This window comes from Pseudomonas sp. PS01301 (genome assembly GCF_029960215.1).
In the GTDB taxonomy this organism is placed as follows: Bacteria; Pseudomonadota; Gammaproteobacteria; order Pseudomonadales; family Pseudomonadaceae; genus Aquipseudomonas; species Aquipseudomonas coleopterorum.
In genome coordinates this window covers 1-21,597 of record NZ_JASCPM010000023.1, presented here as the reverse complement: position 1 = coordinate 21,597, position 21,597 = coordinate 1, and the positions used below count along the sequence as shown (strand labels likewise).

At 57.2% G+C, this 21,597-nt stretch carries 19 protein-coding genes and 4 tRNA genes; all 23 read right to left on the bottom strand.

Annotation, left to right across the window (positions count from 1 at the left end; translation table 11 throughout):
• Window positions 1-3: 3 nt before the first annotated feature.
• The 23 genes from rplB to birA all read right to left on the bottom strand — a co-directional run bounded on the left by rplB (window position 4) and on the right by birA (window position 21,367).
• Window positions 4-828, bottom strand: a complete 825-nt coding sequence (gene rplB, locus QMX89_RS13555) for a 50S ribosomal protein L2 (protein ID WP_043192523.1) — start codon at window positions 826-828, stop codon at window positions 4-6.
• 14 nt (window positions 829-842) lie between these two features.
• The gene (gene rplW, locus QMX89_RS13550; protein ID WP_002555488.1) at window positions 843-1,142 is read right to left on the bottom strand and encodes a 50S ribosomal protein L23; all 300 of its coding nucleotides are present in this window, start codon (window positions 1,140-1,142) and stop codon (window positions 843-845) included.
• Window positions 1,139-1,741 (bottom strand): 50S ribosomal protein L4, encoded by a 603-nt coding sequence (gene rplD / locus QMX89_RS13545; protein ID WP_043192522.1) that lies wholly within the window; start codon window positions 1,739-1,741, stop codon window positions 1,139-1,141. The genes rplW and rplD overlap by 4 nt, the downstream gene beginning before the upstream one ends.
• 12 nt (window positions 1,742-1,753) lie before the next feature.
• Entirely contained in the window at window positions 1,754-2,389 is a 636-nt protein-coding gene (gene rplC / locus QMX89_RS13540; RefSeq protein WP_043192521.1) for a 50S ribosomal protein L3, read from the bottom strand.
• Window positions 2,390-2,470: 81 nt separating this feature from the next.
• Complete coding sequence (gene rpsJ / locus QMX89_RS13535; protein WP_003186070.1) at window positions 2,471-2,782, bottom strand: 30S ribosomal protein S10; 312 nt, start codon at window positions 2,780-2,782, stop codon at window positions 2,471-2,473.
• 141 nt (window positions 2,783-2,923) lie between these two features.
• On the bottom strand, window positions 2,924-4,117 hold the full coding sequence (tuf, locus tag QMX89_RS13530; RefSeq protein WP_049860772.1) for an elongation factor Tu: 1,194 nt from the start codon (window positions 4,115-4,117) through the stop codon (window positions 2,924-2,926).
• A 30-nt stretch (window positions 4,118-4,147) separates the two neighbouring features.
• The gene (gene fusA, locus QMX89_RS13525; protein WP_049860771.1) at window positions 4,148-6,250 is read right to left on the bottom strand and encodes an elongation factor G; all 2,103 of its coding nucleotides are present in this window, start codon (window positions 6,248-6,250) and stop codon (window positions 4,148-4,150) included.
• Window positions 6,251-6,280: 30 nt separating this feature from the next.
• Window positions 6,281-6,751, bottom strand: a complete 471-nt coding sequence (gene rpsG / locus QMX89_RS13520) for a 30S ribosomal protein S7 (RefSeq protein ID WP_010490886.1) — start codon at window positions 6,749-6,751, stop codon at window positions 6,281-6,283.
• 101 nt (window positions 6,752-6,852) lie between these two features.
• Entirely contained in the window at window positions 6,853-7,224 is a 372-nt protein-coding gene (gene rpsL, locus QMX89_RS13515; protein ID WP_003186084.1) for a 30S ribosomal protein S12, read from the bottom strand.
• Window positions 7,225-7,442: 218 nt separating this feature from the next.
• On the bottom strand, window positions 7,443-11,642 hold the full coding sequence (rpoC, locus tag QMX89_RS13510; RefSeq protein WP_043192517.1) for a DNA-directed RNA polymerase subunit beta': 4,200 nt from the start codon (window positions 11,640-11,642) through the stop codon (window positions 7,443-7,445).
• 64 nt (window positions 11,643-11,706) lie between these two features.
• Window positions 11,707-15,780 carry a DNA-directed RNA polymerase subunit beta gene (gene rpoB, locus QMX89_RS13505; protein WP_049860770.1) on the bottom strand — a complete coding sequence of 1,358 codons (4,074 nt, stop codon included), beginning with the start codon at window positions 15,778-15,780 and terminating at the stop codon, window positions 11,707-11,709.
• A gap of 216 nt (window positions 15,781-15,996) precedes the next feature.
• A complete protein-coding gene (rplL, locus tag QMX89_RS13500; RefSeq protein WP_043192515.1) occupies window positions 15,997-16,365 on the bottom strand; it encodes a 50S ribosomal protein L7/L12 in 369 nt (122 codons plus the stop codon).
• Between the two features lie 80 nt (window positions 16,366-16,445).
• Window positions 16,446-16,946, bottom strand: coding sequence for a 50S ribosomal protein L10 (rplJ, locus tag QMX89_RS13495; protein ID WP_049860769.1), 501 nt, complete (start codon window positions 16,944-16,946; stop codon window positions 16,446-16,448).
• 204 nt (window positions 16,947-17,150) lie between these two features.
• On the bottom strand, window positions 17,151-17,846 hold the full coding sequence (rplA, locus tag QMX89_RS13490) for a 50S ribosomal protein L1 (protein ID WP_043192511.1): 696 nt from the start codon (window positions 17,844-17,846) through the stop codon (window positions 17,151-17,153).
• Window positions 17,846-18,277: a 50S ribosomal protein L11 gene (gene rplK, locus QMX89_RS13485; protein WP_049860768.1), complete on the bottom strand. Its 432-nt coding sequence runs from the start codon at window positions 18,275-18,277 to the stop codon at window positions 17,846-17,848. Before rplK ends, rplA begins: the two co-directional genes overlap by 1 nt.
• A 115-nt stretch (window positions 18,278-18,392) precedes the next feature.
• Window positions 18,393-18,926: a transcription termination/antitermination protein NusG gene (gene nusG, locus QMX89_RS13480; protein WP_010443972.1), complete on the bottom strand. Its 534-nt coding sequence runs from the start codon at window positions 18,924-18,926 to the stop codon at window positions 18,393-18,395.
• Between the two features lie 9 nt (window positions 18,927-18,935).
• Entirely contained in the window at window positions 18,936-19,304 is a 369-nt protein-coding gene (secE, locus tag QMX89_RS13475) for a preprotein translocase subunit SecE (RefSeq protein ID WP_043192508.1), read from the bottom strand.
• A 45-nt stretch (window positions 19,305-19,349) separates the two neighbouring features.
• Window positions 19,350-19,425, bottom strand: a tRNA-Trp gene (locus tag QMX89_RS13470).
• Window positions 19,426-19,635: 210 nt separating this feature from the next.
• Window positions 19,636-19,711: transfer RNA gene (locus tag QMX89_RS13465), tRNA-Thr, on the bottom strand.
• 26 nt (window positions 19,712-19,737) lie between these two features.
• A tRNA-Gly gene (locus QMX89_RS13460) sits at window positions 19,738-19,811 on the bottom strand.
• A gap of 24 nt (window positions 19,812-19,835) precedes the next feature.
• Window positions 19,836-19,920: transfer RNA gene (locus QMX89_RS13455), tRNA-Tyr, on the bottom strand.
• Between the two features lie 290 nt (window positions 19,921-20,210).
• On the bottom strand, window positions 20,211-20,375 hold the full coding sequence (locus tag QMX89_RS13450; RefSeq protein WP_282348635.1) for a hypothetical protein: 165 nt from the start codon (window positions 20,373-20,375) through the stop codon (window positions 20,211-20,213).
• The gene (gene birA / locus QMX89_RS13445) at window positions 20,375-21,367 is read right to left on the bottom strand and encodes a bifunctional biotin--[acetyl-CoA-carboxylase] ligase/biotin operon repressor BirA (RefSeq protein WP_282348634.1); all 993 of its coding nucleotides are present in this window, start codon (window positions 21,365-21,367) and stop codon (window positions 20,375-20,377) included. The genes QMX89_RS13450 and birA overlap by 1 nt, the downstream gene beginning before the upstream one ends.
• Window positions 21,368-21,597 lie beyond the last annotated feature (230 nt).

Sequence of the window (21,597 nt, the reverse complement as noted above, 5' to 3'; positions counted from 1 at the left end):
TATTTACTTGCGACGACGGACGATCATTTTGTCGGTACGCTTATTACCACGTGTCTTCGCGCCCTTAGTCGGGAAGCCCCATGGCGATACCGGATGACGACCACCGGAGGTACGACCTTCACCACCACCATGTGGGTGGTCGACCGGGTTCATGGCAACACCACGAACGGTTGGGCGAACGCCACGCCAGCGTTTGGCACCGGCTTTACCCAGCGAGCGCAGGCTGTGCTCGGAGTTCGAAACCTCACCCAGCGTTGCACGGCACTCGGACAGCACTTTGCGCATTTCGCCCGAACGCAGGCGCAGGGTCACATAGACACCTTCACGAGCGATCAGCTGAGCCGAAGCACCAGCAGAGCGAGCGATCTGAGCACCTTTACCCGGCTTCAGTTCGATGCCGTGGATGGTGCTACCAACCGGGATGTTGCGCAGCTGCAGCGAGTTGCCTGGCTTGATTGGTGCCAGAGCACCTGCAATCAGCTGGTCGCCAGCGCTCACGCCTTTCGGTGCGAGGATGTAGCGACGCTCGCCGTCTGCGTACAGAACCAGAGCGATGTGAGCAGTACGGTTAGGATCGTATTCGATACGCTCGACAGTGGCGGTGATGCCATCTTTGTCGTTGCGACGGAAGTCGATCATGCGGTAATGCTGCTTGTGACCACCACCGATGTGACGGGTGGTAATACGGCCATTGTTGTTACGACCACCAGACTTCGATTTTTTCTCGAGCAGCGGTGCGTGAGGAGCGCCTTTATGCAGCTCCTGGTTGACCACCTTGACCACGAAACGGCGGCCAGGGGAAGTCGGTTTGCATTTAACGATTGCCATGATGCACCCCTTCCTTACTCAGCACTGCTGCTGAAATCGAGATCTTGGCCTGGCTGAAGGGAGATAACTGCCTTCTTCCAGTCATTACGCTTGCCCAGACCGCGAGCAGTGCGCTTGCTTTTACCCAGTACGTTCAGGGTAGTAACACGCTCTACTTTCACGCTGAACAGGCTTTCGACGGCCTTCTTGATTTCCAGCTTGGTTGCGTCGGTAGCAACCTTGAAAACGAACTGACCTTTCTTGTCTGCCAGAACCGTAGCCTTCTCGGAAACGTGCGGGCCAAGCAGAACTTTAAATACGCGTTCCTGGTTCATCCCAGCAGCTCCTCGAATTTCTTCACGGCCGACACGGTGATCAACACCTTGTCGTATGCGATCAGACTAACTGGGTCGGAACCTTGAACGTCACGTACATCGACGTGCGGAAGGTTGCGAGCAGCCAGGTACAGGTTCTCGTCGACGGAGTCCGATACGATCAGAACGTCGGTGAGGCCCATGCCATTCAGCTTGCCCAGCAGGTCTTTGGTTTTCGGTGCTTCGACAGCGAAGTCCTGAACCACGACCAGACGATCGGTACGCACCAGCTCAGCAAGGATGGAGCGCAGTGCTGCGCGATACATCTTCTTGTTCAGCTTCTGGGTGTGATCCTGAGGACGAGCTGCGAAAGTGGTACCACCGCCACGCCAGATTGGGCTACGGATAGTACCGGCACGCGCGCGGCCAGTACCCTTTTGACGCCAAGGGCGCTTACCGCCACCACGAACGTCGGAACGGGTCTTCTGCTGCTTGCTGCCCTGACGACCGCCAGCCATGTAGGCCACGACTGCCTGGTGCACCAGTGTCTCGTTGAACTCGCCGCCGAAAGTCAGTTCGGAAACTTCGATCGCCTGAGCGTCATTTACATTTAATTGCATTTTCGCTTCCCCTTAACCGCGAGCCTTGGCTGCCGGACGCACAACCAGGTTGCCGCCGGTTGCGCCAGGAACAGCACCCTTGACGAGCAGCAGATTGCGTTCAGCGTCGACGCGCACAACTTCCAGGGACTGCACGGTCACGCGCTCAGCGCCCATATGACCGGACATTTTTTTGCCCTTGAATACACGGCCAGGAGTCTGGCACTGGCCGATGGAGCCAGGGACGCGGTGGGAAACGGAGTTACCGTGGGTGTTGTCTTGACCGCGGAAGTTCCAACGCTTGATGGTACCGGCAAAGCCTTTACCTTTGGACTGACCGGTAACGTCTACCAGTTGGCCCGCTGCGAAGAGTTCAGCATTGATCAAGTCGCCAGCCTGGTACTCGCCTTCTGCAAGGCGGAATTCCCAGACGCCACGACCGGCAGCAACGTTCGCCTTGGCGAAGTGACCTGCCTGAGCAGCAGTCACGCGCGAAGCACGACGCTCGCCGACAGTGACTTGCACTGCACGATAGCCATCAGTTTCTTCAGTTTTGAACTGGGTGACGCGATTCGGCTCGATCTCAATGACCGTGACCGGAATGGAGACACCTTCTTCGGTGAAAATACGGGTCATACCGCATTTACGACCGACTACACCAATAGTCATGTTGTAAACCTCATGAGTGTACGGGGCTTTCACCCGCTATGGCCGCCCATTTCAGAGCGTTACACGACTAAGACCCAAGTCTTAGCCGAGGCTGATCTGCACTTCCACACCTGCCGCAAGATCAAGCTTCATCAGCGCGTCAACGGTTTTGTCCGTTGGCTGGACGATGTCCAGAACACGCTTATGAGTACGGATCTCGTACTGGTCACGCGCGTCTTTGTTGACGTGCGGGGAAACCAGAACAGTGAACCGCTCTTTACGGGTAGGGAGTGGAATTGGACCACGCACCTGAGCACCAGTACGTTTCGCGGTTTCCACGATTTCCTGGGTGGATTGGTCGATCAGGCGATGGTCGAAAGCCTTCAACCTGATACGGATTTGCTGATTTTGCATTGGATTTCAGACTCCGGCTGCTGTTCCCACCGGGCGCAATGCACCCGTTAAAAGGAGGCGCAATTCTATAGACGCGCCTATCGAGTGTCAACCCAATAAAAAAGCCCCCGCTAAGCGGGGGCCCTTTCAAGCGATCAACGATTACTCGATGATTTTGGCTACGACGCCGGCGCCGACGGTACGACCGCCTTCACGGATAGCGAAACGCAGGCCGTCTTCCATTGCGATGGTCTTGATCAGAGTGACAGTCATCTGGATGTTGTCACCTGGCATTACCATTTCAACGCCTTCTGGCAGTTCGCAGTTACCAGTCACGTCAGTTGTACGGAAGTAGAACTGTGGACGGTAGCCTTTGAAGAACGGAGTGTGACGGCCGCCTTCTTCTTTGCTCAGAACGTAGACTTCTGCGGTGAACTTGGTGTGCGGCTTGACCGAACCTGGCTTGACCAGAACCTGGCCACGCTCAACGTCGTCACGCTTGGTGCCGCGCAGCAGCACGCCGCAGTTCTCGCCAGCACGACCTTCGTCGAGCAGCTTGCGGAACATTTCAACACCGGTGCAGGTGGTGACGGTGGTGTCACGCAGACCAACGATTTCCAGCGAATCCTGAACGCGAACGATACCGCGCTCGATACGACCGGTAACAACAGTACCGCGACCGGAGATCGAGAACACGTCTTCGATTGGCATCAGGAACGGCTTGTCGGTCAGACGAACTGGTTCTGGGATGTAGCTGTCCAGAGTTTCAACCAGTTTACGAACGGCAGTGGTGCCCATTTCGTTTTCGTCGTTGCCTTCCAGAGCCATACGAGCCGAACCGATGATGATCGGAGTGTCGTCGCCTGGGAAGTCGTAGGTGGACAGCAGGTCACGAACTTCCATCTCGACCAGTTCCAGCAGCTCAGCGTCGTCTACCAGGTCAGCCTTGTTCAGGAAGACCACGATGTACGGAACGCCTACCTGACGGGACAGCAGGATGTGCTCACGGGTTTGTGGCATCGGACCATCAGCGGCCGAGCAGACCAGGATAGCGCCGTCCATCTGGGCAGCACCGGTGATCATGTTCTTCACGTAGTCAGCGTGACCTGGGCAGTCAACGTGAGCGTAGTGACGAATGGTCGAGTTGTATTCGACGTGCGCGGTGTTGATGGTGATACCACGAGCTTTTTCTTCTGGTGCGCTGTCGATCTTGTCGAAGTCAACACGAGCCGAACCGAAAACTTCGGAGCAGACGCGAGTCAGAGCAGCGGTCAGAGTGGTTTTACCGTGGTCAACGTGACCGATGGTGCCGACGTTGACGTGAGGTAGGGAACGATCAAATTTTTCTTTAGCCACGACAATAAACTCCTAGCCTAAGGGGCTGAATCAGCCTTGTTTTTTAACGATAGCTTCGACGACGTTCGACGGAGCCTCGGAGTATTTGGAGAATTCCATAGAGTAGCTCGCGCGACCCTGGGACATGGAACGAACATCGGTCGCATAACCGAACATTTCGCCCAACGGAACCTCGGCACGGATAACCTTGCCGGACACCGTATCTTCCATACCCTGGATCAGACCACGACGACGGTTCAGGTCTCCCATCACGTCACCCATGTAGTCCTCAGGTGTTACAACTTCCACCTTCATGATCGGTTCAAGCACAACACCGCCGCCTTTGGAGGCCAGCTGCTTGGTCGCCATGGAGGCAGCCACCTTGAACGCCATCTCGTTGGAGTCGACGTCGTGGTAAGAGCCATCGAAAACGGTCGCCTTCAGGCCGATCAGCGGATAGCCGGCAACGACGCCGTTCTTCATCTGCTCTTCGATACCCTTCTGGATCGCCGGGATGTATTCCTTCGGAACAACACCACCTACGACTTCGTTCACGAACTGCAGACCTTCCTGACCTTCGTCAGCAGGAGCAAAACGGATCCAGCAATGGCCAAACTGACCACGACCGCCGGACTGACGAACGAACTTGCCTTCGATCTCACAGGCCTTCGTGATCTTCTCACGGTAGGAAACCTGCGGTTTACCGATGTTGGCTTCTACGTTGAACTCGCGGCGCATGCGGTCAACCAGAATGTCCAGGTGCAACTCACCCATACCCGAGATGATCGTTTGACCAGTCTCTTCATCGGTCTTGACGCGGAAAGACGGGTCTTCCTGAGCAAGCTTGCCCAATGCGATACCCATTTTTTCCTGGTCATCCTTGGTCTTGGGCTCAACGGCAACCGAGATTACCGGCTCCGGGAAGTCCATGCGAACCAGGATGATCGGCTTGTCGGCCGAGCACAGGGTGTCACCGGTGGTGACGTCCTTCATGCCGATCAAGGCCGCGATGTCACCAGCGCGTACTTCCTTGATCTCTTCGCGGGTGTTTGCGTGCATCTGCACCATACGACCCACGCGCTCTTTCTTGCCCTTGACCGAGTTAATCACGCCGTCGCCGGAGCTCAACACACCCGAGTAGACACGGGCGAAGGTCAGGGTACCCACGAATGGGTCGGTAGCGATCTTGAACGCCAGAGCCGAGAACGGCTCGCTGTCGTCTGCATGACGCTCCATGGCCACAGTCTCGTCATCCGGGTCGGAACCCTTGATGGCAGGAATGTCGACAGGGGCCGGCAGGTAGTCGATGACCGCATCCAGAACCAGGGGAACGCCCTTGTTCTTGAACGAGGAACCGCAAACAGCCAGGACGATTTCACCAGCGATGGTACGCTGACGCAGAGCGGCCTTGATTTCGTCGTTGGTGAGTTCTTCACCTTCGAGGTACTTGTTCATCAGCTCTTCGCTGGCTTCGGCCGCAGCCTCGACCATGTTGCTGCGCCATTCGTCAGCCAGTTCCTGCAGCTCGGCAGGGATCGGCTCACGGCGTGCAGCCATGCCTTTGTCAGCGTCGTTCCAGTAGACCGCTTCCATGGACATCAGATCGATCTGGCCCTGGAAGTTGTCTTCTGCACCGATGGCCAGCTGAATCGGCACCGGGGTGTGACCCAGGCGCTGTTTGATCTGACCGATCACGCGCAGGAAGTTGGCACCGGCACGGTCCATCTTGTTCACGTAGACGAGACGTGGAACACCGTACTTGTTGGCTTGACGCCATACGGTTTCGGACTGAGGCTCGACACCGGAGGTACCGCAGAACACCACGACCGCACCGTCGAGTACACGCAGCGAACGCTCTACTTCGATAGTGAAGTCAACGTGGCCGGGGGTATCGATGATGTTGAAGCGGTGGCGTGGGAACTGCTTGTTGGAGCCTTCCCAGAACGCGGTAGTAGCAGCGGAAGTAATGGTAATACCCCGCTCCTGCTCCTGCACCATCCAGTCCATGGTCGCGGCGCCATCATGCACCTCGCCCATCTTGTGGTTCACGCCCGTATAGAACAGGACGCGCTCGGTGGTGGTGGTTTTACCCGCATCCACGTGAGCGACGATACCGATGTTACGGTAGCGATTGATATCAGTTGTACGAGCCATAAAGCCCTCGCAAAATAAGTGACGCCGAATTTAGAAGCGGTAGTGCGAGAACGCTTTGTTGGCTTCAGCCATACGGTGAACGTCTTCACGCTTCTTAACTGCAGCACCTTTGCCTTCGGCAGCGTCCAGCAGTTCGCCGGCCAAGCGCAGAGCCATGGACTTTTCACCGCGCTTGCGCGCGAAGTCTACCAGCCAGCGCATTGCCAGAGCGTTACGACGGGACGGACGAACTTCGACCGGAACCTGGTAAGTAGCACCGCCTACACGGCGCGACTTCACTTCGACCAGCGGAGCGATGGCGTCGAGAGCTTTCTCGAAGATTTCCAGGGGGTCGCTGTTCTTGCGTTCTTTAACCTTGTCCAGCGCGCCATAAACGATACGCTCGGCAACGGCTTTCTTGCCGCTTTCCATCACGTGGTTCATGAACTTGGCCAGGATCTGGCTGCCGTATTTTGGATCGTCAAGCACTTCGCGCTTGGCTGCTACGCGTCTTCTTGGCATGGATAAGCCCTCAAACGGTCTTCAGGTTAGCTCGGGACAGGCCCGACCTTACTCTTATCGACTCAGAAAAATAGATAACTGCAGTATTCCGCAAACGCCGATTACTTCGGACGCTTGGTACCGTACTTCGAACGACCTTGGTTACGACCTTTGACGCCGGAGGTATCCAGGGAGCCGCGAACGGTGTGGTAACGAACACCTGGCAAGTCTTTTACACGACCGCCGCGGATCAGTACCACGCTGTGCTCTTGCAGGTTGTGGCCTTCACCGCCGATGTACGAGGAAACCTCGAAACCGTTGGTCAGACGCACACGGCATACTTTACGCAGTGCCGAGTTAGGTTTTTTCGGCGTGGTGGTGTACACACGGGTGCACACACCACGACGTTGCGGGCAGTTCTGCAGCGCAGGTACGTCGGATTTCTCGACGATACGCTTACGCGGCTGACGTACCAGCTGGTTGATAGTTGCCATCTACTAGCTCCACTGTTGTCTTGCGACGCTATTGTCTTGCAAGAAAAGCAAAAATGGCAGGAATCAATCCCGCCAAATTTAGGGGTACAAGAGTCTAAAGAGGATCTCGTCCCCAGTCAAGACAAGGCCCCGGCCTCCCCTGCTCACTCCGCCGCGACTTTCGTGTCGTTGCGGAGCCTGCAAGGGCTACCGAGGCCCTGTCATCACTACCGCTGGTCTCAATTACCGCTTGAGTTCAGCGCTTCGGTCAACGCAGCTTCAACTTCACTGGCGCTGACGCGGGTTGGTTTGTCGAGTTCACGACGACGCTTGCGCTCGCTGTGATACGCCAGACCGGTACCGGCCGGGATCAGACGACCCACGACCACGTTTTCCTTCAGGCCGCGCAGGTAGTCGCGCTTGCCGGTAACCGCCGCTTCGGTCAGCACTCGAGTGGTTTCCTGGAAGGAAGCCGCCGAGATGAACGATTCGGTGGACAACGACGCCTTGGTGATACCCAGCAGAACACGGGTGAACTTGGAAACGAACTTGTCGTCACCGCTCAAACGCTCGTTCTCGCCCAGTACCTGGGTCAGTTCCATCTGGTCGCCCTTGATGAAGCTGCTGTCGCCCGACTCGGAGATCTCAACCTTGCGCAGCATCTGACGCAGGATCGTCTCGATGTGCTTGTCGTTGATCTTCACGCCTTGCAGACGGTATACGTCCTGAATCTCGTTGACGATGTACTTGGCCAGCGCACTCACACCCAGCAGACGCAGGATGTCGTGTGGATCGCTTGGACCGTCGGAGATCACTTCGCCGCGGTTCACTTGTTCGCCCTCGAAGACGTTCAGGTGACGCCACTTCGGAATCAGCTCTTCGTACGGATCGGTACCGTCGTTCGGAGTGATGACCAGACGGCGCTTGCCCTTGGTCTCTTTACCGAACGCGATGGTGCCGCTGACTTCCGCCAGAATCGAAGCTTCCTTCGGACGACGCGCTTCGAACAGGTCGGCAACACGCGGCAGACCACCGGTGATGTCACGCGTCTTCGAAGTTTCCTGCGGGATACGGGCGATAACGTCACCCACACCCACTTGCGCACCATCCGCCACGCCGACCAGGGCGTTGGCTGGCAGGAAGTACTGGGCCGGTACGTCGGTACCCGGCAGCAGCAGATCCTTGCCATCGACGCCGACCATCTTCACAGCTGGACGAATTTCCTTGCCCGCCGCTGGACGATCCTTGGCATCGAGTACTTCGATGTTGGTCAGGCCGGTCAATTCGTCTGTCTGACGCTTGATCGTGATGCCTTCTTCCATGCCCACGTAGGTCACGGTACCTTTCATCTCGGTGACGATTGGGTGAGTGTGCGGATCCCACTTGGCCACGATGGCACCAGCGTCGACCTTGTCGCCTTCCTTCACCGAAATCACTGCACCGTACGGCAGTTTGTAACGCTCACGCTCACGACCGAATTCGTCGGCAATCGCCAACTCACCGGAACGCGACACGGCTACCAGGTTGCCGTCGGCACGCTCTACGTGCTTCAGGTTGTGCAGACGGACGGTGCCGCCATTCTTCACCTGGACGCTGTCTGCAGCCGAGGTCCGGCTTGCCGCACCACCGATGTGGAACGTACGCATGGTCAGCTGGGTGCCCGGCTCACCGATGGACTGGGCAGCGATAACGCCGACCGCTTCACCGATGTTCACCTGATGCCCGCGAGCCAGGTCACGACCGTAGCACTTGGCGCAGATACCGTAGCGGGTTTCGCAGCTGATCGGCGAGCGCACGATGACTTCGTCGATGCTGTTCAGCTCGATGAATTCAACCCACTTCTCGTCTACCAGCGTACCGCCTGGAACGATGACTTCGTCGGTGCCTGGCTTGAACACGTCACGGGCGATCACTCGACCCAGTACGCGCTCGCCCAGAGGCTCGACGACGTCGCCGCCTTCGATGTGCGGGGTCATCAGCAGGCCGTGTTCGGTACCGCAATCGACCTCGGTCACCACCAGATCCTGCGCCACGTCTACCAGACGACGAGTCAGGTAACCGGAGTTCGCAGTCTTCAAGGCGGTATCCGCCAGACCCTTACGAGCACCGTGAGTGGAGATGAAGTACTGAAGTACGCTCAGACCTTCACGGAAGTTCGCGGTGATCGGCGTCTCGATGATCGAGCCGTCCGGCTTGGCCATAAGGCCACGCATACCGGCCAACTGACGAATCTGAGCAGCCGAACCCCGGGCACCGGAGTCAGCCATCATGTACATCGAGTTGAACGATTCCTGGTCGACTTCGTTGCCATGACGATCGATGACCTTCTCTTTCGAGAGGTTCGACATCATTGCCTTGGACACTTCGTCGTTGGCCTTGGACCAGAGGTCGATCACCTTGTTGTACTTCTCGCCCTGGGTTACCAGGCCGGACGCATACTGGCTTTCGATCTCTTTCACTTCGTCGGTCGCAGTACCGATGATGCGAGCTTTCTCATCCGGGATAACGAAGTCGTTAACGCCGATGGAAACACCCGAAATCGTCGAGTAGGCAAAACCGGTGTACATCAACTGGTCAGCGAAGATCACGGTCTCTTTCAGACCCACCACGCGGTAGCACTGGTTGATCAGCTTGGAGATCGCCTTCTTCTTCATCGGCAGGTTGACGACGTCGAAGGACAGGCCTTTAGGCACGACCTGGAACAGCAGCGCACGGCCGACAGTGGTGTCGACGATACGGGTGCCGCTCACGCTGCCGCCATCACGATCGTTGACGGTTTCGTTGATACGAACCTTGATCTTGGCGTGCAGAGCAGCTTCGCCGGCGCGGAAAACGCGGTCGACTTCCTGCAGGTCGGCAAAGATGCGGCCTTCGCCCTTCGCGTTGATCGCTTCGCGGGTCATGTAGTACAGACCCAGTACAACGTCCTGCGAAGGAACGATGATCGGCTCACCGTTGGCTGGCGACAGGATGTTGTTGGTCGACATCATCAGCGCACGAGCTTCGAGCTGGGCTTCCAGGGTCAGCGGTACGTGAACCGCCATCTGGTCGCCGTCGAAGTCGGCGTTGTACGCGGCGCAGACCAGCGGGTGCAGCTGGATGGCCTTGCCTTCGATCAATACCGGCTCGAACGCCTGGATACCCAGACGGTGAAGGGTTGGTGCACGGTTGAGCAGCACGGGGTGTTCGCGAATCACTTCGGCGAGTACGTCCCACACTTCTGGCAGCTCGCGCTCGACCATCTTCTTGGCGGCCTTGATGGTGGTCGCCAGACCACGCATTTCCAGCTTGCCGAAGATGAACGGCTTGAACAGCTCCAGAGCCATCTTCTTCGGAAGACCGCACTGATGCAGGCGCAGGGTCGGGCCTACGGTAATTACCGAACGACCCGAGTAGTCAACGCGCTTGCCGAGCAGGTTCTGACGGAAACGACCCTGCTTACCCTTGATCATGTCAGCCAGGGATTTCAGAGGACGCTTGTTCGAACCAGTGATGGCACGACCGCGACGACCGTTGTCGAGCAGCGCATCCACAGCTTCCTGCAGCATGCGCTTTTCGTTGCGCACGATGATGTCGGGAGCCGACAGATCCAGCAGGCGCTTCAGACGATTGTTACGGTTGATCACTCGACGATACAGATCGTTGAGGTCGGACGTTGCGAAACGACCGCCATCCAGTGGAACCAGTGGACGCAGATCTGGCGGCAGAACCGGCAGAACGGTCAACACCATCCACTCAGGCAGGTTGCCGGAGCCCTGGAAAGCTTCCATCAGCTTCAGGCGCTTGGACAGCTTCTTGATCTTGGTTTCCGAGTTGGTCTGCGGAATCTCTTCGCGCAGGCGACCGATCTCGTGCTCCAGGTCAATGGCGTGCAGCAGCTCGCGAACGGCCTCGGCACCCATGCGGGCGTCGAAGTCGTCACCGAACTCTTCGAGTGCTTCGAAGTACTGCTCGTCGTTCAGCAACTGGCCCTTTTCAAGGGTGGTCATGCCCGGATCGATAACAACGTAGCTCTCGAAGTAGAGAACGCGTTCGATATCACGCAGGGTCATATCCATCAGCAGACCGATACGGGACGGCAGCGATTTCAGGAACCAGATGTGAGCGACCGGCGAAGCCAGTTCGATGTGAGCCATGCGCTCGCGACGAACCTTGGCCAGCGCGACTTCGACGCCGCACTTCTCGCAGATCACGCCACGGTGCTTCAAGCGCTTGTACTTACCGCACAGGCACTCGTAGTCCTTTACCGGGCCAAAGATCTTGGCGCAGAACAGGCCGTCACGCTCAGGCTTGAACGTACGGTAGTTGATGGTTTCCGGCTTTTTAACTTCACCGAACGACCACGAACGGATCATCTCAGGCGACGCGAGGCCGATGCGGATCGCATCGAACTCTTCGACTTGACCCTGGTTTTTCAGCAAATTCAGTAGGTCTTTCAAGGCCTTTCCTCCTGGCGGAGCAGGGAGTGGACGGTAGCCGTCCACTCCCGATTCGCGTCACGTGTTATTCGGTTTCCAGATCGATATCGATACCCAGAGAACGGATCTCTTTGATCAACACGTTGAAGGACTCGGGCATGCCCGGCTCCATACGGTGATCGCCGTCCACGATGTTCTTGTACATCTTGGTACGACCGTTCACATCGTCCGACTTCACTGTGAGCATTTCTTGCAGGGTGTATGCCGCGCCGTATGCTTCCAGCGCCCACACCTCCATCTCCCCGAAACGCTGACCACCGAACTGCGCCTTACCACCCAGCGGCTGCTGGGTAACCAGGCTGTAAGAACCAGTGGAACGCGCGTGCATCTTGTCGTCCACCAAGTGGTTCAGCTTCAGCATGTACATGTAGCCAACGGTAACCGGACGCTCGAACTTGTTGCCGGTACGACCGTCGAAAAGCTGCATCTGGCCGCTTTCCGGCATGTCGGCCAATTTCAGCATGGCCTTGATTTCGCTTTCCTTGGCACCGTCGAACACCGGGGTAGCCATTGGAACGCCACCCTTGAGGTTCTTCGCCAGATCCAGGATTTCCTGGTCGGAGAAGGTTTCCAGCTGTTCTTGACGGCCACCGATCTCGTTGTAGATCTCGGTCAGGAACTTGCGCAGATCAGCTACCTTACGCTGCTCTTCGAGCATGGTGTTGATCTTCTCGCCCAGACCCTTGGCCGCGAGGCCCAGGTGGGTTTCAAGAATCTGACCAACGTTCATACGCGAAGGTACACCCAGCGGGTTGAGTACCACGTCCACCGGCGTACCGTTGGCGTCGTGCGGCATGTCCTCGACAGGCATGATCACGGAAACCACACCCTTGTTACCGTGACGACCGGCCATCTTGTCACCCGGCTGGATGCGACGGCGGATGGCCAGGTAGACCTTGACGATCTTCAGCACGCCCGGAGCCAGGTCATCGCCTTGCTGCAGCTTGCGCTTCTTGTCTTCGAACTTGTCATCCAGCAGACGGCGACGATCGACGATATAGGCCTGAGCCTTCTCGAGCTGTTCGTTCAGCGCGTCTTCGGCCATGCGCAGCTTGAACCACTGACCATGCTCCAGACCGTCGAGGACCTCGTGGGTCACCTCGGTACCTTTCTTCAGGCCAGCGCCGCCTTCGATGATCTGACCCATCAGGGCCGAGCGCAGACGTTCGAAGGTCGCGCCTTCAACGATACGGAACTCTTCGTTCAGGTCCTTGCGGATCTCGTCCAGTTGGCTCTTCTCGATCGACAGAGCACGAGCATCACGCTCGACACCGTCGCGGGTGAAGACCTGTACGTCGATGACAGTACCCTTGGTGCCGGTAGGCACGCGCAGGGAGGTGTCCTTAACGTCGCTGGCCTTCTCGCCGAAGATCGCGCGCAGCAGTTTCTCTTCCGGCGTGAGCTGGGTTTCGCCTTTAGGCGTTACCTTGCCGACCAGAATGTCGCCGGCGCCGACTTCGGCACCTACGTAGACGATACCGGCTTCGTCCAGCTTGTTCAGCGCCGCTTCACCCACGTTCGGGATGTCGGCAGTGATTTCCTCTGGGCCAAGCTTGGTGTCACGGGCCACACAGGTCAGTTCCTGGATGTGGATCGTGGTGAAGCGATCTTCCTGAACCACACGCTCGGACAGGCAGATGGAGTCTTCGAAGTTGAAGCCGTTCCACGCCATGAACGCGATGCGCATGTTCTGACCCAGCGCCAGTTCACCCATGTCGGTGGACGGGCCATCGGCCATGATGTCGCTGCGCTGAACCACGTCACCCTTGTTGACCAGCGGACGCTGGTTGATGCAGGTGTTCTGGTTCGAGCGGGTGTACTTGGTCAGGTTGTAGATGTCGACACCGGCTTCGCCAGTCTCGACTTCGTCATCGGCAACCCGGACCACGATACGGCTGGCATCGACGGAGTCGATCACGCCGCCACGACGAGCCACGACGCAAACGCCGGAGTCACGGGCAACGTTACGCTCCATGCCGGTACCGACCAGCGGCTTGTCGGCACGCAGGGTAGGTACAGCCTGACGCTGCATGTTCGAACCCATCAACGCACGGTTGGCGTCGTCGTGCTCGAGGAACGGAATCAGCGATGCGGCTACCGACACGACCTGCTTGGGCGAAACGTCCATCAGGGTGACGTCTTCCGGCGCCTTGACGGTGAATTCGTTCAAGTGACGTACGGCCACCAGCTCGTCGATCAGGACCTTCTTGTCGTTCATCGTGGCCGAAGCCTGAGCGATCACGTGATCGGCTTCTTCGATGGCAGACAGGAACACGATCTCATCGGTGACCAGAGCGTCTTTCACCACACGGTACGGGCTTTCCAGGAAGCCGTACTGGTTGGTGCGCGCATAGGCCGCCAGGGAGTTGATCAGACCGATGTTCGGGCCTTCCGGCGTTTCGATCGGGCACACGCGACCATAGTGCGTCGGGTGAACGTCACGCACTTCGAAGCCTGCACGTTCGCGGGTCAGACCACCAGGGCCGAGCGCGGAGACGCGACGCTTGTGGGTGATCTCGGACAGCGGGTTGTTCTGGTCCATGAACTGCGACAGCTGGCTGGAACCAAAGAACTCCTTGACCGCGGCAGCCACTGGCTTGGCGTTGATCAGGTCCTGCGGCATCAGGCCTTCGCTTTCGGCCATCGACAGACGTTCCTTGACCGCGCGTTCTACACGCACCAGGCCAACACGGAACTGGTTCTCGGCCATTTCGCCCACGCAGCGAACACGACGGTTACCCAGGTGGTCGATGTCATCGACGATGCCTTTGCCGTTGCGGATGTCGACCAGGGTCTTCAATACGGCAACGATGTCTTCCTTGCTCAATACGCCCGAACCTTCGATCTCGGTACGACCGATACGACGGTTGAACTTCATCCGGCCGACCGCAGACAGGTCATAGCGCTCAGGGCTGAAGAACAGGTTGTTGAACAGGGTCTCGGCAGCATCCTTGGTTGGCGGCTCGCCGGGACGCATCATGCGATAGATCTCCACCAGGGCTTCAAGCTGATTGCCGGTGGAATCAATCTTCAGGGTGTCGGAGATGAACGGACCGCAATCGATGTCATTGGTGTACAACGTCTCGATGCGAACGACCTGCGCCTTGGCGATCTTGAGCAGCAGTTCGGTGGTCAGCTCGGTGTTGCACTCGCACAGGATCTCGCCGGTAGCCGGGTGCACGATGGCCTTGGCCGTGGTGCGACCCAGGACGTAGTCCAGTGGCACTTCCAGCTGCTTGATGCCGGCCTTTTCGATCTGGTTGATGTGCCGGGCAGTGATACGGCGGCCCTGCTCGACAATGACCTTGCCCTTGTCGTCGACGATGTCGAGAACGGCGATTTCACCGCGCAGGCGCTGGGGCACCAGTTCCAGGCTGAGCTGCTCGCCCTGCACGTGGAATACGTTGGTGGTGTAGAACGCATCGAGGACTTCCTCGGTGCTGTAACCCAATGCGCGCAGCAGCACCGAGGCAGGCAGCTTGCGACGACGGTCGATACGGACGAATACACAGTCTTTCGGATCGAACTCGAAGTCCAGCCAGGAGCCACGGTAAGGAATGATACGGGCCGAGTAGAGCAGCTTGCCCGAGCTGTGCGTCTTGCCACGGTCGTGGTCGAAGAACACACCTGGCGAACGGTGCAGCTGGGAAACGATGACGCGCTCGGTGCCGTTGATTACGAAGGTACCGTTCTCGGTCATCAGGGGGATTTCCCCCATGTAGACTTCCTGCTCTTTGATGTCCTTGATCGCTTTGTTCGACGATTCTTTGTCGAAAATGATCAGGCGCACTTTTACACGCAGCGGCACGGCGTAGGTCACGCCACGCAGTACGCACTCTTTGACGTCAAAGGCCGGTTCGCCCAGACGATAACCAACGTACTCCAGAGCAGCGTTGCCGGAGTAGCTGATGATCGGGAAAACGGATTTGAAGGCCGCATGCAGACCGACATCACGGAACTGGTCCTTGGTCGCGCCCGCCTGCAAGAATTCGCGATACGAATCCAGCTGGATAGCCAAGAGGTACGGTACGTCCATGACGTCCGGCAACTTGCTAAAGTCCTTGCGGATACGTTTTTTCTCAGTATATGAGTAAGCCATCAGCGTTCCCCAGCTTGGTCACCTGCTTGTGGCTTCTCCCGACGGGAGCAGCCAGAAAATCGTGCAAACCCCGTGGTTTGCGCCACCCTCGGGTGGTTACAGCGCGTTGCCGGCGTCGACCTGATCGACTGCCAGTAACGGAAAAAGGCCGGTGGCATGAGCCACCAGCCATCAGCCTTTCGCTTGACGCTCGGGCTGGAGACGCAAGGTCGATGCTTACTTGAGCTCGACTTTGGCGCCTGCTTCTTCCAGCGTTGCTTTGGCTTTGTCGGCTGCGTCTTTGGCAACAGCTTCCAGAACCATGGCAGGAGCGCCGTCAACAACAGCCTTGGCTTCTTTCAGGCCCAGACCGGTCAGTTCACGAACTGCCTTGATGACGTTTACTTTCTTCTCGCCAGCTTCCAGCAGCATGACGTTGAATTCAGTTTGCTCTTCAACAACGGCAGCTGGACCAGCAGCTGGACCGGCGGAAGCGGCAGCAGCCGAAACGCCGAACTTTTCTTCCATCGCTTTGATCAGCTCAACGATTTCCAGAACGGATTTCTCGCCGATTGCTTCGATGATTTGGTCGTTAGTCAGAGACATGACTATAAATTCCTGTATTGGGGTGACGGCCTAGGCGGCCATCGAAATAAACAATAAACGTAGAGAGAAGTCGCTCAGCCTCAGGCTGCTGCAGCTTCTTTCTGGTCGCGAAGGGCCGCCAGAGTACGAGCCAGTTTGCTGGTAGCGCCTTGAATCACGCTCATCAGCTGGGAAATGGCTTCGTCACGGGTCGGCAAGCTTGCCAGCACGTCGATTTGGTTAGCTGCGAGGTAGTTACCCTCGAACGCAGCTGCCTTGATCTCGAACTTGTCCTGACCTTTAGCGAACTCCTTGAACAAACGGGCAGCAGCACCTGGATGTTCGTTGGAGAAGGCGATCAAGGTCGGGCCAGTGAACACGTCGTTCAGAACACTGTAAGGAGTGTCTGCAACAGCGCGCTTGAGCAGGGTGTTACGTACGACACGTACGTATACGCCAGCTTCACGAGCCTCTTTACGGAGTCCGGTCATAGCGCCTACTGTTACGCCACGGGCATCAGCCACGACAGCGGACAGAGCAACTTGGGCAGCCTTGTTGACTTCAGCGACGATGGCCTTCTTGTCTTCAAGTTTAATTGCCACGGGTTCAACTCCTGCTTGTTACCGTTTCATCCAACCGAGGCCGGATGTCGTTTTGGTGTCTGATTCGGTAAGGAACCGGGAGCACCATCTGCGTAGGCTTGTGGTTTAAGACTTGCGCCGCCTACGGTCTTGGATAGCCCCCGCCAGGCAGGGACCCCAATTTTTTCAGCCACCGGCCCGGTTACCCAGGCCGGTGGCAAAGTCTTACGCGTCCAGCGAGCCTTGGTCGATGACCAGACCTGGGCCCATGGTGGTGCTCAGGGTAACGCGCTTGACGTAGATACCTTTCGAGGAAGCTGGCTTGATACGCTTCAGATCAGCGATCAGGGCTTCAACGTTTTCCTTCAGCTTGACGGCGTCGAAGCCGACCTTGCCAACGGAAGTGTGGATGATGCCGTTCTTGTCGGTGCGGTAGCGAACCTGACCAGCCTTGGCATTCTTGACGGCGTTGGCGACGTCTGGCGTCACGGTGCCGACTTTCGGGTTAGGCATCAGGCCACGTGGACCGAGGATCTGACCCAACTGACCTACTACGCGCATGGCATCCGGGGATGCAATGACGACGTCATAGTTCAGATCGCCGCCTTTCATTTCGGCAGCCAGGTCGTCCATGCCAACGCGGTCTGCACCGGCAGCCAGAGCAGCTTCGGCAGCAGGACCCTGGGTGAACACGGCAACACGTACGGTCTTGCCAGTGCCGTGTGGCAGCACGGTAGCGCTACGTACGACCTGGTCGGATTTACGTGGGTCAACACCCAGGTTCACAGCCACGTCAACGGATTCGCTGAACTTGACGGTGGACAGTTCGGTCAGCAGCGCAGCTGCATCTTCGAAGTTGTACAGCTTGCCTGCTTCGATCTTGGAAGCAATAGCTTTTTGGCGCTTGGTCAGCTTAGCCATTACACACCCTCCACGTTGAGGCCCATGGAGCGAGCAGAACCGGCGATGGTACGCACGGCTGCTTCCATGTCAGCGGCAGTCAGGTCCGCATTCTTGGCTTTAGCGATTTCTTCGAGCTGAGCGCGAGTCACGGTACCGACTTTGACGGTGTTCGGACGGGCGGAACCGCTGGTCAGGCCAGCAGCTTTCTTCAGCAGTACCGAAGCAGGGGTGCTTTTGGTCTCGAAGGTGAAGCTACGGTCACTGTAGACAGTGATGATTACAGGAGTCGGCAAGCCGGCTTCTTGACCCTGAGTACGGGCGTTGAAGGCCTTGCAGAATTCCATGATGTTCACGCCATGCTGGCCCAAGGCCGGGCCGACGGGCGGGCTAGGGTTGGCCTGGCCGGCCTTTACTTGCAGCTTGATGTAAGCCGTGATTTTCTTAGCCATGAGCTACTCCACTATTGGGTACGAGCGCCTTGCGGCTCCCCAGTTGCTTGCGTTTTATCCCAGTGACGACAAAACCCCGCAGCTTACGCCTGCGGGGTATGGGATCCGTTTCCAATCAGACTTTTTCGACCTGACTGAACTCGAGCTCTACCGGAGTAGAGCGACCGAAAATGAGCACCGCGACCTGGATCCGGCTCTTTTCGTAGTTGACTTCTTCGACGGTACCGTTGAAATCCGCGAACGGACCATCGGTGACGCGAACCACTTCGCCTGGCTCGAACAACGTCTTGGGCTTGGGCTTGTCGCTACCATCAGCAACACGACGCAGGATAGCTTCAGCTTCCTTGTCGGTGATCGGAGCCGGCTTGTCCGCCGTGCCGCCGATGAAACCCATGACCCGAGGCGTGTCCTTGACCAAGTGCCAAGTGCCTTCGTTCATGTCCATCTGCACCAGCACATAGCCTGGAAAGAACTTGCGTTCACTTTTACGCTTTTGGCCATTTCGCATCTCGACCACTTCTTCAGTGGGGACGAGAATTTCGCCAAAACCGTCTTCCATACCAGCCAGCTTTACACGCTCGATCAAAGAGCGCATAACATGCTTCTCGTAACCCGAGTAAGCATGCACAACGTACCAACGCTTAGCCACGGGACACCCTTAGCCAACAATCAAGGAAACAAGCCAGCCGAGCAGGGAATCTAGCCCCCACAACAGCAACGCCATGACCAGAACGACCGCAACTACGATCAGCGTGGTCTGTGTGGTCTCTTGGCGAGTCGGCCAAACGACTTTACGGATTTCGGTGCGTGCTTCCTTTGCCAGGACGAAGAACGATTTGCCTTTGGCGGTCTGCAGAGCCACGTAGGCAGCCACAGCGGCAATGGCAAGAAGTGCAAGCACCCGGTACAGGATCGGCGACGCGGAGTAGTACTGATTACCAACCACGCCAACCACGACCAAAGCGACAACAACGAGCCACTTCAGCAGATCGAAACGAGATTCTGGGGCTTCAGCCTTGGGAGTCATCTAGGAGGATCCTGTGAAAAGAAAGCCAGACACACCAAGTGAATCTGGCAGGTCAGGAGGGAATCGAACCCCCAACCTACGGTTTTGGAGACCGTCGCTCTGCCAATTGAGCTACTGACCTAAAACAAATCAGGCCGAACATTATGCCGACCCTGGAAAGCTATTTCAACACCTGATTGGACCGCCGCACTGCTCAAGAGAAGATAACTCCTCGCTCGGCACAGACCTCACAACCCAAGATGTCAACAGCAGAGACCTGTAATGCCCACAGGAGCAAGACACGCCTACCATTAAAACAAAGGCAGATATTTTCATATCTGCCTTGCAAAAATGGAGCTCTTGAGCGGATTTGAACCGCTGACCTCACCCTTACCAAGGGTGTGCTCTACCAACTGAGCTACAAGAGCTTGAAACCATGCACAAACAGCAAACTTGGAGCGGGTAGCGGGAATCGAACCCGCATCATCAGCTTGGAAGGCTGAGGTTCTACCACTAAACTATACCCGCGGAGCTTGCGGCTCACGCTAAAAATGGTGGAGGGAGAAGGATTCGAACCTTCGAAGTCGTAGACGTCAGATTTACAGTCTGATCCCTTTGGCCGCTCGGGAACCCCTCCTTAACGTGGCGGCATTTTACGCTATGCCACCTTGCTGTCAAGCTTTTTCTCATTAAAATCTTGAGGTTAGCTACATTGACAGCCGTTTCACATCGCCGGGCATTCGCACCATCGCTGTGAAGCGGGCGCCATTCTATGCAAACCATTACACCCTTGCAATACCCTGGATACGATTATTTTACGTTTTAAGTTATTGAATTCATTGAGTCCCTGCTGGGCCCTCGATACACGAGTCATTGCAAGTCGTGCCTTGGGCATTCAGACCTGCAGGCACACGCCGCGCAAGTCAGTCAGTGCTCACTCGCAGGCTTTTCGTTGAGCAGCTGGATGTTATGCCGCTCACCTTTGTAGGTAGAGAGCGGTTCGAATTCCTTTGGTCGTACCGGCAACTCCTGGTTGTGCCACCCGGCGTAAAACACATTGAGCACCAATAGAAGCAGTACAAGCCAGCGCATCATCGCTCCTCGCATTGGTCACAAGCCGCTAAAGCCTGGTTGCCGTCTGCCAGCCGCAGACTCAGCTCTCCACCATTGAATACCTGCTCCGCTCCGTCCACCGCGAGCCGCAGGCCACCTTGTCTGTCTATTCCAAGTACTTGGCCCTCGATGGCTTTCAAACCAGCACTGAGTACCACCGACCTGCCCTGCCAAGCATGAAGGGCTTCCCATTCCTCGCGCAACTGCTCGAAGCCGGACACTGCATGACGCTCTAGGTAACACTGCAATTGGTCATTGAGCTCGGTAACCAGAACATTGCGGTCCACCAGACTCATGCGCTGCAGACGCATGGACGTCCAAGGTCGATCCACCTCGGTATTCAGCTTCATGTTCACGTTGATACCGATACCGATCACCACGTGACACACGTCACTGGGGTCACCGACCAGCTCCAGCAGTATCCCTGCCAGCTTCTTGTCTCCCACCAGGATATCGTTGGGCCACTTGAGTCTTGCCTCGCTCACGCCTTGCGCATGCAGGGCTCGTACCACGGCAAGACCGACAACCAGACTCAATCCTTCCAAACGCGTCATACCGCCCTCTATGCGCAGCGCCAGGCTGTAATAGAGGTTTTGTGCATACGGGCTCACCCACGGCCTGCCTCGTCGCCCTCTGCCTGCAGTCTGACGCTCTGCCAGCACCAGCAGCGGCAGTGGGCATCCCTTGGCTATGGCGTGCAGTGCCTGGGCATTGGTGGAATCAGCGCTTTGCATGATACGTACGTCCCAGCCAGCAGGTGCTCCTGCCCTCACTGCCTCCAGGCCCAACGAAGAGATCGGGTCAGCCAGACGATAACCTTTGCCACGAACCTTGTGCACCTCGATGCCAAGCTCTGCCTGCAATTGCTGAAGCTGTTTCCACACAGCGCTACGGCTAACCCCCAGGACTTCACCAAGTACTTCGCCCGAGTGAAACTGACCGTCTTTAAGCAAATCCAGTAATGGTGACATAGCCAACTCGGCGCCTGTGGTAAGGCCGCAATGATAGCCATGCCCGTAAGCTTCGAACACTGGCAAAAAATGAAGGATAACGATTGGAAACGCGAGATGCGGAAAAGACAAAACCCCTACCTGCTCACGCAGATAGGGGTTTCGGAATTGAATCTTGACGATGACCTACTCTCACATGGGGAAACCCCACACTACCATCGGCGATGCATCGTTTCACTGCTGAGTTCGGG